14 protein-coding genes and 1 rRNA gene are annotated in these 16,726 nt (G+C 50.4%); 8 read left to right on the top strand and 7 right to left on the bottom strand.

All coding sequences use genetic code 11. The features are described from left to right. Positions 1–189: 189 nt before the first annotated feature. The 5 genes from glnA (at position 190) to HOY33_RS15150 (ending at position 6,623) form a co-directional block, all read left to right on the top strand. Positions 190–1,599 carry a glutamate--ammonia ligase gene (gene glnA, locus HOY33_RS15170; protein ID WP_172290979.1) on the top strand — a complete coding sequence of 470 codons (1,410 nt, stop codon included), beginning with the start codon at positions 190–192 and terminating at the stop codon, positions 1,597–1,599. Between the two features lie 294 nt (positions 1,600–1,893). After that, entirely contained in the window at positions 1,894–2,943 is a 1,050-nt protein-coding gene (gene glnL, locus HOY33_RS15165; RefSeq protein ID WP_172290978.1) for a nitrogen regulation protein NR(II), read from the top strand. Positions 2,944–2,951: 8 nt separating this feature from the next. Further along, positions 2,952–4,364, top strand: coding sequence for a nitrogen regulation protein NR(I) (gene glnG / locus HOY33_RS15160; RefSeq protein WP_172290977.1), 1,413 nt, complete (start codon positions 2,952–2,954; stop codon positions 4,362–4,364). 221 nt (positions 4,365–4,585) lie between these two features. After that, entirely contained in the window at positions 4,586–4,708 is a 123-nt protein-coding gene (locus HOY33_RS15155) for a YshB family small membrane protein (protein WP_172290976.1), read from the top strand. A 397-nt stretch (positions 4,709–5,105) separates the two neighbouring features. Continuing rightward, positions 5,106–6,623: a cellulase family glycosylhydrolase gene (locus HOY33_RS15150; protein ID WP_172290975.1), complete on the top strand. Its 1,518-nt coding sequence runs from the start codon at positions 5,106–5,108 to the stop codon at positions 6,621–6,623. A gap of 99 nt (positions 6,624–6,722) precedes the next feature. On the opposite strand, the gene hemN is transcribed toward HOY33_RS15150, so the two are convergent. Then, entirely contained in the window at positions 6,723–8,096 is a 1,374-nt protein-coding gene (hemN, locus tag HOY33_RS15145; protein WP_172290974.1) for an oxygen-independent coproporphyrinogen III oxidase, read from the bottom strand. A 261-nt stretch (positions 8,097–8,357) separates the two neighbouring features. Then, positions 8,358–8,891 carry a Der GTPase-activating protein YihI gene (gene yihI, locus HOY33_RS15140; RefSeq protein ID WP_172291109.1) on the bottom strand — a complete coding sequence of 178 codons (534 nt, stop codon included), beginning with the start codon at positions 8,889–8,891 and terminating at the stop codon, positions 8,358–8,360. 217 nt (positions 8,892–9,108) lie between these two features. Between yihI and yihA the strand changes: the two genes are divergently transcribed. Further along, positions 9,109–9,753 carry a ribosome biogenesis GTP-binding protein YihA/YsxC gene (gene yihA / locus HOY33_RS15135; protein WP_172290973.1) on the top strand — a complete coding sequence of 215 codons (645 nt, stop codon included), beginning with the start codon at positions 9,109–9,111 and terminating at the stop codon, positions 9,751–9,753. Positions 9,754–10,129: 376 nt separating this feature from the next. Here the strand turns inward: yihA and polA are convergent, their stop codons facing one another. The 4 genes from polA to HOY33_RS15115 form a co-directional block, all read right to left on the bottom strand. Further along, positions 10,130–12,919 (bottom strand): DNA polymerase I, encoded by a 2,790-nt coding sequence (gene polA / locus HOY33_RS15130; RefSeq protein WP_172290972.1) that lies wholly within the window; start codon positions 12,917–12,919, stop codon positions 10,130–10,132. 380 nt (positions 12,920–13,299) lie between these two features. Further along, positions 13,300–13,923, bottom strand: a complete 624-nt coding sequence (gene dsbA, locus HOY33_RS15125; RefSeq protein WP_172290971.1) for a thiol:disulfide interchange protein DsbA — start codon at positions 13,921–13,923, stop codon at positions 13,300–13,302. A 23-nt stretch (positions 13,924–13,946) separates the two neighbouring features. Continuing rightward, complete coding sequence (locus tag HOY33_RS15120; RefSeq protein WP_172290970.1) at positions 13,947–14,933, bottom strand: serine/threonine protein kinase; 987 nt, start codon at positions 14,931–14,933, stop codon at positions 13,947–13,949. An 80-nt stretch (positions 14,934–15,013) separates the two neighbouring features. Beyond that, positions 15,014–15,283, bottom strand: coding sequence for a YihD family protein (locus tag HOY33_RS15115; protein ID WP_172290969.1), 270 nt, complete (start codon positions 15,281–15,283; stop codon positions 15,014–15,016). Between the two features lie 123 nt (positions 15,284–15,406). Between HOY33_RS15115 and mobA the strand changes: the two genes are divergently transcribed. Further along, on the top strand, positions 15,407–15,985 hold the full coding sequence (gene mobA / locus HOY33_RS15110; protein WP_172290968.1) for a molybdenum cofactor guanylyltransferase MobA: 579 nt from the start codon (positions 15,407–15,409) through the stop codon (positions 15,983–15,985). Continuing rightward, positions 15,975–16,493, top strand: a complete 519-nt coding sequence (gene mobB, locus HOY33_RS15105; RefSeq protein ID WP_172290967.1) for a molybdopterin-guanine dinucleotide biosynthesis protein MobB — start codon at positions 15,975–15,977, stop codon at positions 16,491–16,493. The genes mobA and mobB overlap by 11 nt, the downstream gene beginning before the upstream one ends. Before the next feature lie 111 nt (positions 16,494–16,604). Here mobB and rrf read toward each other — a convergent pair. Further along, positions 16,605–16,720 (bottom strand): 5S ribosomal RNA (gene rrf / locus HOY33_RS15100). Positions 16,721–16,726: the final 6 nt, after the last annotated feature.

Here is a 16,726-nt window from a genome sequence, read left to right as displayed (position 1 = left end):
TAAAGCACCATTTTGGTGCCATCTGCTATAATGGTGCAGCGGGTTTTGATAAGGAAAGCCCCAAAGGGCAACACATCGCACTAATTTAAAAAGTTGGCACACTTTTAGCTTTAGTCTACTCACGGTAACAACATCAATCCACAACGATATTCGTTCCACGACGATAAATGACAATCGGGAGAACCAAGTATGTCCGCAGAACATGTTTTGACGATGCTGAATGAACATGAAGTGAAGTTTGTTGATTTGCGCTTCACCGATACCAAAGGCAAAGAACAGCACGTCACCATTCCGGCTCACCAAGTTAATGCCGATTTCTTTGAAGAAGGCAAAATGTTTGATGGTTCCTCGATTGGCGGCTGGAAAGGCATTAACGAATCCGACATGGTATTGATGCCGGATGCCAGCACTGCGGTCATCGATCCGTTCTTTGAAGAATCCACGCTGATCATCCGTTGTGACATCCTGGAACCCGGCACCATGCAGGGTTATGACCGCGATCCGCGTTCCATCTCCAAACGCGCTGAAGATTTCCTGCGTTCTTCCGGCATTGCCGATACCGTTCTGTTCGGGCCGGAACCTGAGTTTTTCCTGTTTGACGACGTTCGTTTCGGCAGCAGCATCTCCGGCTCCCATGTCACTATCGATGACATCGAAGGCGCCTGGAACTCCAGCAAAGAATACGAAGGCGGCAACAAAGGTCACCGTCCGGCGGTAAAAGGCGGTTACTTCCCGGTTCCTCCGGTAGATTCTTCACAGGACATCCGTTCCACCATGTGTCTGACCATGGAGGAAATGGGACTGGTGGTTGAAGCTCATCACCACGAAGTCGCAACCGCTGGTCAGAACGAAGTGGCTACCCGCTTCAACACCATGACCAAAAAAGCTGACGAAATTCAGATCTACAAATACGTGGTGCACAACGTTGCTCACGCTTTCGGCAAAACCGCCACCTTTATGCCTAAGCCGATGTTCGGCGATAACGGTTCCGGTATGCACTGCCATATGTCGTTAGCCAAAAACGGCGCCAATTTATTCTCCGGCGACAAATACGGCGGCCTGTCTGAAACCGCGCTGTTCTATATCGGCGGTATCATCAAACACGCGAAAGCCATCAACGCGCTGACCAACCCCAGCACCAACTCCTACAAGCGTCTGGTTCCTGGCTACGAAGCGCCGGTCATGCTGGCTTATTCCGCACGTAACCGTTCCGCCTCTATCCGTATCCCGGTGGTTGCCAGCCCGAAAGCGCGCCGTATTGAAGTCCGTTTCCCGGATCCGGCCGCTAACCCGTATCTGGCATTCTCTGCGCTGCTGATGGCCGGCCTGGACGGGATCATCAACAAGATCCATCCTGGCGATGCGATGGATAAGAACCTGTACGATTTGCCGCCGGAAGAAGCGAGCGAAATCCCAACGGTTGCAGGTTCGCTGGAGGAAGCGCTGAACGCGCTGGATGCGGATCGCGAATTCCTGACTCGTGGCGGCGTATTCACCGATGACACGATTGATGCCTATATCGAACTGCGTAAAGCGGAAAATGACCGCGTTCGCATGACGCCGCATCCGGTTGAGTTCGAACTGTACTACAGCGTTTAATCACCGCGCTGCATCATAAGTAAGGCGGTAGTTTGATCGTGCTGACGGTCAGGCTACCGCCGGAACCACCGTTTTTAAGATAGTTTTTGTGACCGGCTAACCATGCCCGTCATTCCAGGAAAGCCGTCGAGCTAACGCTTTGCGTTATTAAAAATTTTCCTGAAAATTTTTTGTTGCCGTGGAAACTTTTCAGCCCATCTCAGGATGGGCTTTTTTCTCCACCGGCTCTGAAGTTGCGGCATCTTATCCATCATCTACACTACTATGCACTTATACGGTGCGGGAGTCTGCGTTATGGCAACAGGCACGCTGCCCGATGCTGGGCAGATCCTAAATTCTTTAATAAACAGCATTTTGTTATTGGATAACGATCTGTCTATTCATTATTCCAACCCAGCAGCACAACAACTACTGGCGCAAAGCTCGCGTAAATTGTCAGGTACGCCGCTGCCGGATTTGCTGGGGTACTTTTCTCTGAATATAGATTTGATGCGTGAAAGTCTGGATTCAGGGCAAGGTTTTACGGATAACGAAGTCACAATTGTTATCGACGGCAAAGCGCATATTATGTCGCTCACGGCCCAGCGGATACAGAATAACTTCATTCTGCTTGAGATGGCGCCAATGGATAACCAACGCCGCCTTAGCCAGGAGCAGCTCCAGCAGGCCCAACAGCAGGCGGCCCGCGATCTGGTCAGAGGGCTGGCCCATGAGATTAAAAATCCGCTCGGCGGGTTACGCGGCGCGGCGCAACTGCTATCCAAAGCCTTGCCCGATCCGGCGCTGACCGAATACACCAAAGTTATCATCGAACAGGCCGATCGCCTGCGTAATCTGGTCGATCGCCTGCTCGGCCCGCAGCAACCCGGTCTGCATGTAACTCAAACCATCCATCAGGTGGCGGAACGGGTGTGCCAGCTTGTTTCATTGGAAAAACCGGACAACGTGACGCTGGTGAAAGATTATGACCCCAGTCTACCGGAGCTTACACACGATCCGGATCAGATTGAGCAGGTATTGCTGAATATCATGCGCAATGCGTTACAGGCGCTGGGTGAAGAAGGCGGCACCATTACTTTACGTACCCGCACCGCATTTCAGCTCACCTTACATGGTGTGCGTTACCGTCTTGCCGCGCGTATTGATATTGAAGATGACGGCCCCGGCATCCCCGCCCAGCTACAGGATACGCTGTTTTACCCCATGGTAAGCGGACGCGAGGGGGGGACCGGTTTGGGATTATCGATTGCCCGCAGCCTTATCGATCAACACTCCGGTAAAATTGAATTTAACAGTTGGCCAGGTCATACCGAATTCTCGGTTTACCTGCCCATTCGCCAGTGAGGTTCACAATGCAACGAGGGATAGTCTGGATTGTCGATGACGATAGCTCCATCCGTTGGGTGCTCGAACGCGCGCTCACTGGCGCGGGCTTGACCTGCGCCACGTTTGATAACGGAAATCAGGCTCTGCACGCTCTGGCGACGCAAACGCCAGACGTCCTGTTGTCCGATATCCGCATGCCCGGAATGGATGGGCTGGCGTTATTGCAGCAAATAAAACAACGGCATCCGATGCTGCCAGTCATCATCATGACGGCGCATTCCGATCTTGATGCCGCCGTCAGCGCTTATCAACAGGGCGCTTTTGATTATTTACCGAAACCCTTTGATATTGACGAAGCGGTGGCCTTGGTCGAACGCGCCATCAGCCATTATCTGGAACAACAGCAACCGGTTCGCAATCAGCCGAGCAACGGCCCGACGACGGATATCATCGGCGAAGCGCCGGCGATGCAGGACGTATTCCGCATTATCGGCCGTCTTTCACGCTCTTCCATTAGCGTATTGATCAACGGCGAATCCGGTACGGGGAAAGAGCTTGTCGCTCATGCCTTACATCGCCATAGCCCACGCGCCAAAGCGCCGTTTATCGCGCTGAACATGGCGGCAATCCCCAAAGATCTGATCGAATCGGAATTATTTGGTCATGAAAAAGGCGCATTTACCGGCGCCAATCAAATCCGGCAGGGACGGTTTGAACAGGCGGACGGCGGAACACTGTTTCTTGATGAAATCGGCGATATGCCGCTGGATGTTCAGACCCGCTTATTGCGGGTGCTGGCTGATGGCCAGTTTTATCGGGTTGGCGGTTATGCCGCGGTAAAAGTGGACGTGCGAATTATTGCCGCCACGCATCAGAATCTTGAGTTGCGGGTACAGGAAGGCAAATTTCGTGATGATCTCTTCCATCGCCTGAACGTGATTCGGGTTCATCTGCCGCCTCTGCGTGAACGGCGCGAAGATATTCCCCGTCTGGCTCGTTATTTTTTACAGGCCACCGCCAAAGAATTGGGCGTCGAGCCGAAAAACCTGCATCCGGAAACGGAAACCGCGCTCACGCGCCTGCCGTGGCCGGGGAACGTGCGTCAGTTGGAAAATACCTGCCGCTGGTTAACCGTGATGGCTGCCGGACAAGAAGTTCTGATCCAGGATTTGCCCCCGGAACTCTTTGAAACCACGGCACCCGACGCCACGGTGCAAATGCTGCCTGACAGTTGGGCGACCTTATTGGCCCAGTGGGCGGATCGGGCGTTACGTTCCGGTCATCAAAACCTGTTGGCCGAAGCTCAGCCGGAGATGGAAAGAACCCTGCTCACAACGGCATTGCGTCATACTCAGGGCCATAAGCAGGAAGCGGCCCGTTTACTTGGCTGGGGACGAAATACCCTCACGCGCAAGCTGAAAGAGCTGGGAATGGAGTAACCGAGGTTGCGCTTTTATTGCACAAGTGTTCGCCGGAAGATCGTCGGAGGGTAAAAAACGGCAAAACGTTATTTATCCTTGCCGGGCGGCGACCGGCAAAACAGCGGGTAAGGACAACCCGCTGTAAGAAATACAATCTGACGCACGAAATTGTCGCTAATTTGTCCTTTACTTGCCCCGAGTCAGCAGTATGATCGTGTCGCTGATTCGGGAGGAGCACTATGTTGGATTCATTAATTTCCGTGGTGACGCACGGCGCTGAAATAAGCTCTGCGGCCAGCCACTCGCCGCAAGCCGCCATCGCCGCCATACTGTGTGCCGCACTGATTAACTTCTTTAGCTAAGTGCCGACACTTGGCTGGATATGCCGCGCAATACCCGCGATTTGGTCGATGCCGGTCAGTTTAACTGACCGGCATCGGACTATTGTTCTTTGTTCTCCCTTACGGTAGCGAGCGACCCCGCGTTACGTCATGTGAGCGATAAAATAAACCGCCGCCGATGTCCGTATCAATTCAATTAATTTCACTTAAGATAAAAATGCTTTTCCTGATGTTTTTTGAGTCAGGAGACCAATTTTCAGATCATTTCACTGTCTCTCCACGCGATAACCGCCAAACAATAAAGCGTTATTTCAGCACGTTCCATTATAAAAAAACTACCACCTGCCGGCAGAAAAGAACGTCTAACAGACATCTTATACTAAAGTTATATTTAACTATTTAGTAAGGAGAAACAAACATGGATATATCGGTCAATAACCGTTTGCTCAGGCGAACGGCGACCACCCTGGCAACCATCATATTAAGCTTCTTCCTCTGGACATCCTCTGTAAACGCCACCACCCCGCCAGTGCAAAAATACGGCCAGTTGTCCGTCAAGAACGGAAGGTTGGTTAATGCGAACGGCGAACCGGTGCAATTGAAAGGGATCAGTTCTCACGGTCTGCAATGGTACGGCCAATATGTTAACCGGGATGCGATTAAGTGGCTGCGGGATGACTGGGGGATCTCGGTATTCCGCGCCGCCATGTACACGGCGGACGGCGGTTATATCGCCAACCCTTCCATCGCCGACAAAGTGAAAGAAGCCGTCACCGCCGCGCAGGAGCTTGGCGTCTACGTCATCATTGACTGGCATATTCTGTCGGATGGCGATCCCAACACTTATAAGGCGCAGGCGAAAACTTTTTTCAATGAAATGGCCGGACTCTACGGCAATTCGCCCAACGTCATTTACGAAATCGCCAACGAACCGAACGGCAACGTGAACTGGAACGGGCAGATCCGTCCGTATGCCGCCGAGGTGACGCAGGTCATTCGCGCCAGGGATCCCGACAACATCATCATCGTGGGCACCGGCACCTGGAGCCAGGATATCCATGACGCGGCAAACAATCCGCTGCCGGATGCGAACACCCTGTACGCGCTGCACTTCTATGCGGGTACGCACGGACAGTCTCTACGCGACCGGATTAATGTCGCGCAAAACCAGGGGCTGCCGGTGTTCGTCAGTGAATGGGGCACCAGCGATGCATCCGGCAACGGCGGACCGTTCCTGCCGGAATCAAAAGTCTGGATCGATTTTCTCAACAACCGCGGCATCAGTTGGGTAAACTGGTCGCTGTCGGATAAACAGGAAGCCTCCGCTGCGCTGGCGCCGGGCGCCAGCACGACCGGCGGTTGGACGGAAGCAAACCTGTCCGCTTCGGGTAAATTCGTCAGGGAGCAGATTCGCGCCGGGTCCGATCTCGCCAACAACGGCGATACGCCGCAAACGCCGCAAAATCCGAGTACCGGCAGCGAGAGCGTGGTGCTGCAATATCGCAATAACGACAGCAACCCGTCCGATAATTCGATCCGCCTGGCGTTTAATATCAAAAATAACGGCAGCAGCGCAATCAAGATGAGCGATCTGAAAGTACGTTATTACTTTAACGACGACGGTAAAACCAGCGATCAGAGATACATCGACTGGGCCGCCGTCGGAGCGGACAATGTTCAAACAGCGTCCACCGCGCTTACCGGCGGCAACGCGCGAGCAAACCGCTACGTGGAATTCACCTTCAGCAGCGGCGCGGGCGCGATCCCGGCGCAAGGACAGAGCGGCGAAATTCAGGCGCGCATCCATCCTTACGACTGGAGTAATTATGATGAAACCAATGATTACTCTTATAGCCGCGACGCCACGAACTTCGTCGATTGGAGCAACATGACCGTTTACCACCAAGGTAAACTGATATGGGGAACCGAACCTTAATCGAACCTTAATCTTTCGGATATACTACTCAGGGAGAGGATGCCTCTCCCTGTCATAATAAATCCGGATAATACACCGCTGAAGCGTGGCAGAAAGGAATCAGATCACCCGCGAAAACTGTCTTGCACGCATTTTATTACGCAGATAAACGTCAAAGCACATACAGATATTGCGGATCAACAAACGACCTTTCGGCGTCACGATAATCCCGGATTCTTGTATCTCCACCAGCCCATCGGCCGCTAAAGGCGCCAGCTGTTGCATATCTTCGGCAAAATACGCGTTGAAATTGATATCGTAATCAGCCTCAATCGCTGCGTAGGACAAGCGGAAATTACATATCAGCGTTTTAATCACATCACGCCGAATACAGTCATCCGGCGTCAGCTGTAACCCTCGCCACAACGCATTTCCGGTTTCCGCTACCTGGGCATAATAGTGCTTCAGCTCCTTGCGGTTCTGAGCATAGTTATCACCGATCATACTAATCGCCGATACGCCCATCCCCAGCAGGTCGCTATCACCCTGCGTCGTATACCCCTGGAAGTTGCGGTGCAATTCCCCCGCCCGTTGCGCAATCGCCAGTTCATCATCCGGGCGGGCAAAGTGATCCATGCCAATAAACTGATAGCCGGCCGTCGTTAAGGTACTGATGGTCTGTTGCAGTATTTCAAGCTTTTGCTCTGCGTCCGGTAAATCCGCCTCTTTAATTTTCCGCTGGGCGGCAAACAAAGTGGGTAAATGCGCATAATTAAATACGCTGAGCCGATGAGGGTTCAATTCAGCCACTCGCTGTAAGGTAAAAGCAAAACTCTCCGGCGTCTGTTTCGGTAAACCGTAAATCAGGTCAATATTGGTTGAAGTGAACCCCAGCAGCTTAGCCCGCGCAATCAGGGCGAAAATAAAATCTTCGTCTTGTTCGCGGTTCACCCGCCGTTGGACTTCTTTATTAAAATCCTGTACCCCCATGCTAAGGCGATTAAATCCTTCGGCACGCAGGTGATCCAGAATATTCAGCTCGATTTCCCGCGGATCGACCTCCAGCGACAGTTCGGCCCGATCGGAAAAAGAAAATTGATCGCGCAATAGCGACATCAACCGGCTGATTTGCGTTTTATTAAGATACGTCGGCGTACCGCCGCCCCAATGCATTTGCGTGACCGTGCGCCCGGCAAATAGCGGAGCACGTTGTCGAATTTCCTGCTCCAGCACATCCAGATACTCATCCGCTTTATGCTGCTGACGCGTTACCAGCTTATTACAGCCGCAGAAGTAGCACAGCCGATGGCAAAACGGGATGTGGATATATAATGAAAGCGCTCGCTGCGGATAACGTGCGATAGCCTGCCGAAAAGCCGGCTCGTCATAACGTTCGCTGAATTCCAACGCGGTAGGGTAAGACGTGTAACGCGGCCCGGAATAATTATATTTTTGAATCAGGGCCAGGTCCCAGTCAACTGCCTGCTCAGACATCGTGCTCACTCCAGTCTTTTTTATTGGCGGCTATCCCTGCTCACCGCCTTTCGGGCCGTCACTGCGTGACGTTGAAAAACGCGCCCGGCGTTTTTTCACGCGGCTCATTCCTGAGACTCGCCTCATTGGCATCTGCCGTCCGTTAAAAACCGCACGATGCAGCCGCGCTTTGCGTTTTGACAGCATCCATAATTTGGTTAACAAACAAAAAAGATAAACCGTAACCAGGAATGTTAGCAGCAGGAACAACCACTTCATTGATTAAAAGTCGTCTTTCGAGCTATTACGTTTCAGAAGTTGCAGCATATCTTCCTTTTGCTCTTCTTCATCGTCGTCATCGCCCAGTTCAATGCCAAGTTGTTCCATCAATATGTCGATACGATCCAATGTGACATTCACCCACGCCTGATCTTTAGCACTCAGCGTTTCGCCGTTATCCAGACGATCCAGCAACGCATCCAGGCGGGCATCGTTTTCCAGTTGCGTCAGCTCTTCCTCCGGCGACAGCGCGATCGGTTGGGTCTCCGGGGCCACGGACTTAGGCTTGGCGACGGTTTTTTCTTTACTACCCAACGATATCGGTTTTTTGCTGCCAATACGCGGATCGGCGAGCTTACGCTGCCCGTCGGTTTTTCCTACCGCGCCGCTTTCCTGAGCGCGGCTTCCCGCAACATGGCCGCGATGTTTTTTCTTCCGCTTGCGATCGCGCGCTTCCCGATCCAATTCTTCACGGGTTTTTCTTTTCACTTTTGGTTTGGTGGCATTACCACCCGATCCTTTAACTGGTTGGTTCATCATGTTGCTCTCAGGTACACAGGTGGAGGTCATTGCGGCGGAATCTAGCAGAAAGCCCGGCAATAAAAAAGCGCTCACATCAGCCAATGATGCTTTTCGTTATTTCGGTAATCTTTACCGATTGCGGCCAAACGCTCAAACACAGATAAAACCGCCTTTATTGTCAGTTACAGGTATAATCCCCAACCAGACAGAGATCCAGATAGAGATAATTATTGTGACCCAGCAATATAACTACCATATGACGCATTTTGTCATCAGCGCCCCGGATATTCGCCACCTGGCAACCGATAGCGGTATTGAAGTTGCCTTTGCTGGGCGCTCTAACGCCGGTAAATCAAGTGCGCTCAATACGCTGACCAATCAGAAAAATCTGGCGCGTACCAGTAAAACCCCGGGAAGAACCCAGCTTATCAATATGTTTGAAGTGGCTGAGGGGATTCGCCTGGTCGATTTGCCCGGCTATGGCTACGCCGAAGTGCCGGAAGAAATGAAGCTTAAGTGGCAACGCGCGTTAGGGGAATATCTCCAGAAGCGTAATAGCCTGAAAGGGCTGGTGGTGCTGATGGATATTCGCCATCCCCTGAAAGATCTCGATCAGCAAATGCTGCAATGGGCGGCCGATGTGCAGCTTCCCGTTCTGGTTCTGCTGACGAAAGCAGACAAGCTGGCTTCCGGCGCACGCAAAACGCAGCTCAACATGGTGCGCGAAGCGGTATTGCCATTTATGGGAGATATTCAGGTAGAAGCGTTCTCTTCACTGAAGAAATTAGGCGTCGATAAGCTCCGCCAAAAACTCGATAGCTGGTTCAGCACGTTGCCGCAGGCGGAAGAAGAGGAAGACCCGCAGGCAAGCGAGTAGTCAGCAGGGATGGTGGTAGCCCGTAGGGCGAGTCATCAGGGATGGTGACGAATAAAAAAATGCCGGGAGCATTTTTCAACGTCACGTAGTGACGGCCCGTAGGGTGAGTCTCAGGGATGAGACGAATAAAAAACGCCCCAGTCAAAACTGACCGGGGCGGCTAATATTCAGCCAAATCCGATTACGTGAAGTAAAAGGTCTGAAAGATAGAACATCTTACCTCTGTACCCTACATCTTTAACTCTACATTATTTTTTCATCGGAACAAAGTTTTTTTGTTGTTTACTTTCATAAAAAATCGCAGCTAAAGACACAAAGTTAAACCAGGTCACACAATACTGTCATTTAATTACAGAATGAAAAAGCCATCGCCCGCTTAATGCGCTTCATCCCAATTCAGTCCGGTTCCGATATCAACCCGCAGCGGAACGTTAAGTTGCATGCAGCCTTCCATTAACTCTCTGATTTTACGTTTGGATTCTTCCAAAACCGAATCATGGATCTCAAAAACCAGTTCATCGTGAACCTGCATGATCATGTTTACCAGCGGTTTGTCCTGTTGTAACCAGCCATCAATGGCGATCATCGCCTTCTTGATAATATCGGCAGCGGTTCCCTGCATTGGCGCGTTGATGGCGGCCCGTTCAGCACCTTTACGCGCCATCGCGTTACGCGAATTAATATCCGGCAGGTAAAGACGACGGCCGTCCAGCGTAGAAACATAACCTTGTTCAGCCGCCTGCTGACGAGTTCGCTCCATGTAGTCATGAACGCCTGGGTAACGCTCGAAATACAGATTCATGTATTTCTGCGATTCGCTACGTGGAATGTTCAACTGACGAGATAACCCAAAGGCGCTCATACCGTAAATCAAACCAAAGTTAATGGCTTTCGCGCTGCGACGCTGCTCTGACGTCACCTTATCCAGCGCCAGTCCAAACACTTCCGCCGCCGTCGCCCGGTGAATATCCAGTCCTTCAGAGAACGCTCGCAGCAACCCTTTATCGCCAGACAGGTGCGCCATGATGCGCAACTCAATTTGTGAATAGTCGGCGGCAACAATGCTATACCCCTTCGGCGCAATAAACGCCTGCCGTATCCGGCGGCCCTCGTCGTTACGCACCGGAATATTTTGCAGGTTGGGATCGCTGGAGGATAAGCGACCGGTCGCCGTCACCGCCTGATGATAAGAGGTATGCACACGCTTGGTTGCCGGATTAATCATCAGCGGCAGCTTATCCGTATAGGTGGATTTCAGTTTCGCCAGCCCGCGATACTCAAGAATCAGCTTCGGCAGCGGATAGTCCAACGCCAGTTCCGCCAACACTTCCTCATTGGTGGAGGGCGCCCCTTTGGGCGTTTTTTTCAGAATCGGCAGCTTCTGCTTCTCATACAGAATGCCTTGCAGCTGTTTGGTTGACGACAGATTAAACTCTTCGCCCGCCAGTTCGTACGCCTGTGTTTCCAACTCTCCCAGACGGAGGGTAAGTTCTTTCGAATGTTCCGCCAGTATGGCGGGGTCGATCAGCACGCCGCCGCGCTCCATCCGGGATAACACCGGCACCAGCGGCATATCAATATCCTGAAACACCTTACGCAGTTCTGCGTGCTGCTGTAATTTAGCCCACATTTTCTGATGCAGATACAGCGTGACATCCGCATCTTCCGCAGCATAAGGGCCGGCCTGCTCCAGCGCAATCTGATTGAAAGTGAGCTGATTTTTGCCTTTGCCCGCGATCTCTTCAAAGGTGATGGTTTTGTGGCCAAGATGGCGCTCTGCCAGGCTGTCCATATCGTGACGGCCGGCAACGCTATCCAGAACATAGGATTCCAACATGGTATCAAAAGCGATGCCGCGTAATTCGATGTCATAACGTTTCATCACGCCTTTATCGAACTTGAGATTCTGGCCGACCTTGAGCAGCGTCTCATCTTCCAGCAACGGTTTAAACAGCGCCAGAACCTGGGCCCGATCCAACTGTTCCGGCGCATCCAGATAATCATGCGCCAGCGGCAGATAAGCGGCTTCGCCCGGCGTCACGGCAAACGACATCCCGATAAGATTAGCCGTGAGGGTATCCAGACCATCGGTTTCCGTATCAAACGCAAAAACATCGGCTTTTTTTATGCGTTCAACCCAATCAAGCAACGTCTTCTCATCCAGGATGGTGACATAGCCTTCAGAGGAAAGCGTTATCGTCTCTTCTTTCTTATTGCCGCTTTCTTCTACCGCTCTCATGACTTGTTGCGCCGGCTGATGACTTTTTTTACTCTGTAGCCACGTACCAGACTCGATATCTGACAACCAGCGTTTAAATTCGTAACGCGCAAATAAACGATGCAGTTCATCAACATCAGGTTCATTCACCGTTAATTGTTCACAGGTTAACGCTAATTCGACATCCGTCTTAATGGTGGCCAATTGGTAGGAAAGATAGGCGACATCCTTATGCTGCTCAAGCTTCGGCGCCAGGGTCTTCGCGCCGCGGAATGACAATCCGGCAATCTTGTCCAGATTCGCATACAGCATATCCAGACCGCCCAGTCCTTGAAGCAGGGCTTGCGCCGTTTTTTCGCCGATGCCGGGCACCCCGGGAATGTTATCGGAAGCGTCCCCCATCAGAGCAAGGAAATCGATAATCAATTCCGGTGGAATACCATATTTGTCACATACTTCCTGTGGGCCAAGAATGGTATTGTTCATGGTGTTGATTAGCGTAACATTTGGCGTAACCAACTGGGCCATATCTTTATCTCCGGTACTAATCAGCACCGGGACACCCGCATTTTCAGCCTGTAAAGCCAACGTGCCGATAACATCGTCGGCCTCCACGCCGGAAACCGCCAGTAACGGCAATCCCATCGCCTTTACCATATTATGCAAGGGTTCAATCTGTTCACGTAAATCATCCGGCATCGGGGGACGATGAGCTTTATAGTTCTCAAACAACTCATCACGGAACGTTTTGCCCTTGGCATCAAATACCACCGCCACATGACTGGGATGATATTGCAACAGCAAGCTCCGCAGCATATTCAGTACGCCGTACATCGCGCCCGTTGGTTCGCCGGCGCTATTGCTTAACGGCGGAAATGCGTGATACGCGCGGTACAAATAGGAAGAACCGTCTACTAAAATTAAAGGGTTTTCTGCAATCTGAGCCATAGCCTGTTATGATCTTTGTCGTCTGCCATACTGCTAAGCATGCCATAGCTGGAGGAAAGAGACGATCCTTAACGCACGATATGTTTCGTTTTTTGCACAGATCCTCGCAAGATCAACCTGTGGATAAGTTTGTGAATAGAAATAAAAAATTAATTATTTATGACACTAATAAATAATTTAATTAATTTTTTATTCATGCTTTTCATATACTTATAATAAAACCCATCAGTTTTAATGTTCAATAAAAGCCAATCCGTATTTGTGGATATAAATTATTCCACCCAATATTAATGAACCCTCGGTTTCCCGATAAACCCGTGATTGAGATTGTATGATAAAACCACGCCGATATAACCAGCGTGGTTTATAGAGTGGATGGTTTATTTTTTATCAATCAGGAATTTTACAACTTCAGCATACTGTTTGACGTATGTATCCATGGAGCTGGTATCCAGACCATCATTCTTAATCATATATTTGCCATTAACGAACATGGCGGGAACACCGCGTAATTGTAAATCCGCCGCTGCTTTTTCCTGCTGAACAACTAAAGATTTCACAACAAAGCTATTTAATGCGCCGTCAAATTCTTCTGCGCTAACGCCCGCGCTAATAAAGACCTTACGAATATCCTCCGGCTTTTGTAGCGCTTGCGTTTTTTGCACCGCGTCAAACAGCAGCGGACTCACTTTATCTTCAACGCCCAGCGCCATCGCCACCGCCCAGGCTTGAGTCAATTCTTTTCCCAACGGTCCCAGAAAATCAACATGATAACGGGTCATTTTCGTACCGGCGGGCAATGCTTTTTCTACCGCTTCGGGAATATGATAAACCAGTGAAAACTGATAACAATGCGGACAGTAGAATGAGAAAAACTCAAGAACCTGAGGTTCCTGAGTGGCAGGTTTATCCAATTCTATATATTGCTTGCCATTAGAAAATTCAGCCGCCGACGCACTAAATGCCAAAACGACGCCAATCAGCGCAAACCATAATTTTTTCATAAAATACTCTCTCTCCATTCAATTCAGTACATTGGCATTAGCTGTAGCGGAGGCTCCTGCAACAGCTTAACCTGCTCGGTAAATATCGATGTCTGTTTAAGCCAGAAATCGCCATCTTTTATCCAGGGAAAATTTCGGGGAAAAGCAGGATCCTCCCAACGTCGTATAATCCAGGCCAAATAATGAACCTGACGCATAGCGCGTAACGGTTCAATTAACGCCAACTCTTTATCCTGAAATTCAGTAAACTCGCTATAAGCTTCTAACAAAATATCTAACTGAATACGCTGTTCACGGCGTTCACCATGCAGCAGCATCCACAAATCCTGTATTGCCGGGCCGTTACGCGCATCATCCAAATCAACAAACAGAGGGCCATCACGCCATAAAATATTACCCGGGTGACAATCGCCATGCAGACGAATCGATTGCCAATCCGTATGCCAATAAGCCCCAACGGCATCTATCAGCTTGCCGGTTGCCTGTAAAAAAGCATTTCGCTGTTTTTTCGGTATTAGCGGACAACTCTCCAGCAACGTATAAGGCTCATGCAGATATTCATTCACACCGATTGTCGGTCGTTCAGCGAATGAGGATTTACGGCCCGTTTGATGAATTCGGCCTAAAAAACGCCCTACCCACTCTAATTGCTCTTCATTATCTATTTCATACTGCCGACCGCCGACGCTCGGGAAAACAGCAAAATGAAATCCTTGGTAAAGATGCAGCGTACTGCCGTTAAGATCCAATGGGGCGACAATCGGCACCTCATCGTCTGCAAGCTCACGGGCAAACGCATGCTCTTCAAGAATCTGGGCGGTGCTCCACCGTTCCGGACGGTAGAATTTAACCACAAACCGCTTCCGATCTTCGTCGGTAAACTGATATACCCGGTTTTCATAACTGTTTAGCGCTGTTAAACCAGAATCCACACGTATCCCCGCATCCAATAATGCATCCATTATCAACTCAGGAAACAACGTCTGAAAATTAAAAACCGAACTGTTCATAACAACCACTACCAGTAACATGCGATGTAAGATAAATACGCGCGGATATCAGTGCCGACCAGACTCTGTTTCTCCCCGCCCTAGTCCTTAATTACTCCACGAGCACGAAGCAATGCGGTTTTGAAATCCTCTTCATAATCTTTTTTAAGCCCTGGGATGACCTGTTCTTTATCCGAGTCACGCATTTTCAGATGATAAATAAGGATATCATCAGTCAGCTCATTAAACTGCCCCTCAAACCCGGCCTCCTGTGCAAGTTTTTGTAAAAATTGCACAAGATTCAAATCAGGTTCTTTTTGCCAGGCGGGATGTAGCAGTTCAATCAATTCATTAACGCGATGACATTTCATTTTTTTATCCTCGGAAGTAAATACAATGACAAAAATAACAGTCTTGTTAAGGTGTGAAAAGAACTTGGTCTCCAGTAAATGTTTGCAGAAAATAACCTCTGACTTAGATAACCGGGGCGAACAATGATCACTGGTGTGATTCTGGCTGGCGGACAGGCAACGCGTATGGGCGGTTGCGATAAAGGTCTGCTGGAGCTAAAGGGTATGCCGTTATATCAACACGTACTGATACGGCTGAGAATACAGGTCGACGAGGTCATCATTAATGCCAATCGCAACCTTCCTGTCTATCGACAAAGCGGGTGTAGGGTAATAAGCGACCTCCAAAACGATTTTTCCGGGCCGCTGGCAGGCATACTTACTGGCATGTATGCCGTAACGTCAGAATGGATTGTCTTCGTTCCCTGCGATGTTCCTGAGCTGCCGCAAGACCTGGTAAAACGGTTATGGAGAGAGCGGAAAGGGAAAAACGCCGCTTACGCCACTGACGGCAGCCGTGGTCATCCCACTTTGCTGCTGATAAATCGATGCCTTATGAAGCCGTTGGAAGATTATCTTAGTCATGGCGATCGTAAGCTAATGATTTTTATGGAACAGGTGGAAGCAACCGCCGTTTCATTTGCCGACCAGCCTGACGCATTCCATAACCTGAATTTCCCTGAAGACCTGTCAAACTTCCAGAGGCGCCACCATGAATCCTGAACAACCTTGTCTACTCGCTATTGCGGCTTATAGCGGTACAGGTAAAACAACGCTACTAAAAGAAATCATCCCCATCCTTAAGAGTAGCGGCATTCGGGTTGGCTTAATCAAGCACACGCATCATCACATGGACATTGATACCCCGGGCAAGGACAGCTATGAACTGCGTAAAGCCGGGGCAGAGCAAACCATGGTGGTCAGCAGCCAACGGTGGGCTTTGATGACGGAAACACCGGATCAGCAAACACCCAATTTATGTGATCTGGCGAAGAAGATGGACGCTACCGCTCTCGATCTTATTTTAGTAGAGGGATTCAAGCAGGAGAAAATCAGCAAGATCGTACTATTTCGTCAGGAATTGGGAAGATCGCTGGAGGATTTACTGGACGAATTTGTCATCGCCGTTGCCTCAGATCGGGCGCTGAAAACATCGATCCCACAGCTGGATATCAATCAACCTGAGCAGATCGCCATATTTATCCATCGCTGGTTACAGCGGTCAAGATAGCAGTCCGCTGTCAAGATATCCGTCTTACGTCAGTATCCTACTTTTCCGGGGTAACAGCACATAAAACAAAAAGCCCCATGCTTTCGCATGAGGCTTTCCGCTTTGTTTGATGCCTGGCAGTTCCCTACTCTCACATGGGGAGACCCCACACTACCATCGGCGCTACGGCGTTTCACTGCTGAGTTCGGCATGGGGTCAGGTGGGACCACCGCGCTATCGCCGCCAGGCAAATT

Origin of the sequence: Brenneria sp. hezel4-2-4 (assembly GCF_013155275.1) — a bacterium.
Lineage (GTDB): Bacteria > Pseudomonadota > Gammaproteobacteria > Enterobacterales > Enterobacteriaceae > Brenneria.
Note: the sequence above shows the minus strand (reverse complement) of the source record. Positions and strands in the feature narration are given on the sequence as shown.

What these genes read in the sequence shown, in the direction of transcription:
- HOY33_RS15115 (WP_172290969.1), bottom strand. Translation starts at nt 15,283, where the DNA reads ATGAAATGTCATCGCGTTAATGAATTGATTGAACTGCTACATCCCGCC.
- glnG (WP_172290977.1), top strand. Translation starts at nt 2,952, where the DNA reads ATGCAACGAGGGATAGTCTGGATTGTCGATGACGATAGCTCCATCCGT.
- HOY33_RS15155 (WP_172290976.1), top strand. Translation starts at nt 4,586, where the DNA reads ATGTTGGATTCATTAATTTCCGTGGTGACGCACGGCGCTGAAATAAGC.
- hemN (WP_172290974.1), bottom strand. Translation starts at nt 8,096, where the DNA reads ATGTCTGAGCAGGCAGTTGACTGGGACCTGGCCCTGATTCAAAAATAT.
- glnA (WP_172290979.1), top strand. Translation starts at nt 190, where the DNA reads ATGTCCGCAGAACATGTTTTGACGATGCTGAATGAACATGAAGTGAAG.
- HOY33_RS15120 (WP_172290970.1), bottom strand. Translation starts at nt 14,933, where the DNA reads ATGAACAGTTCGGTTTTTAATTTTCAGACGTTGTTTCCTGAGTTGATA.
- glnL (WP_172290978.1), top strand. Translation starts at nt 1,894, where the DNA reads ATGGCAACAGGCACGCTGCCCGATGCTGGGCAGATCCTAAATTCTTTA.
- mobA (WP_172290968.1), top strand. Translation starts at nt 15,407, where the DNA reads ATGATCACTGGTGTGATTCTGGCTGGCGGACAGGCAACGCGTATGGGC.
- yihI (WP_172291109.1), bottom strand. Translation starts at nt 8,891, where the DNA reads ATGAACCAACCAGTTAAAGGATCGGGTGGTAATGCCACCAAACCAAAA.
- HOY33_RS15150 (WP_172290975.1), top strand. Translation starts at nt 5,106, where the DNA reads ATGGATATATCGGTCAATAACCGTTTGCTCAGGCGAACGGCGACCACC.
- mobB (WP_172290967.1), top strand. Translation starts at nt 15,975, where the DNA reads ATGAATCCTGAACAACCTTGTCTACTCGCTATTGCGGCTTATAGCGGT.
- dsbA (WP_172290971.1), bottom strand. Translation starts at nt 13,923, where the DNA reads ATGAAAAAATTATGGTTTGCGCTGATTGGCGTCGTTTTGGCATTTAGT.
- polA (WP_172290972.1), bottom strand. Translation starts at nt 12,919, where the DNA reads ATGGCTCAGATTGCAGAAAACCCTTTAATTTTAGTAGACGGTTCTTCC.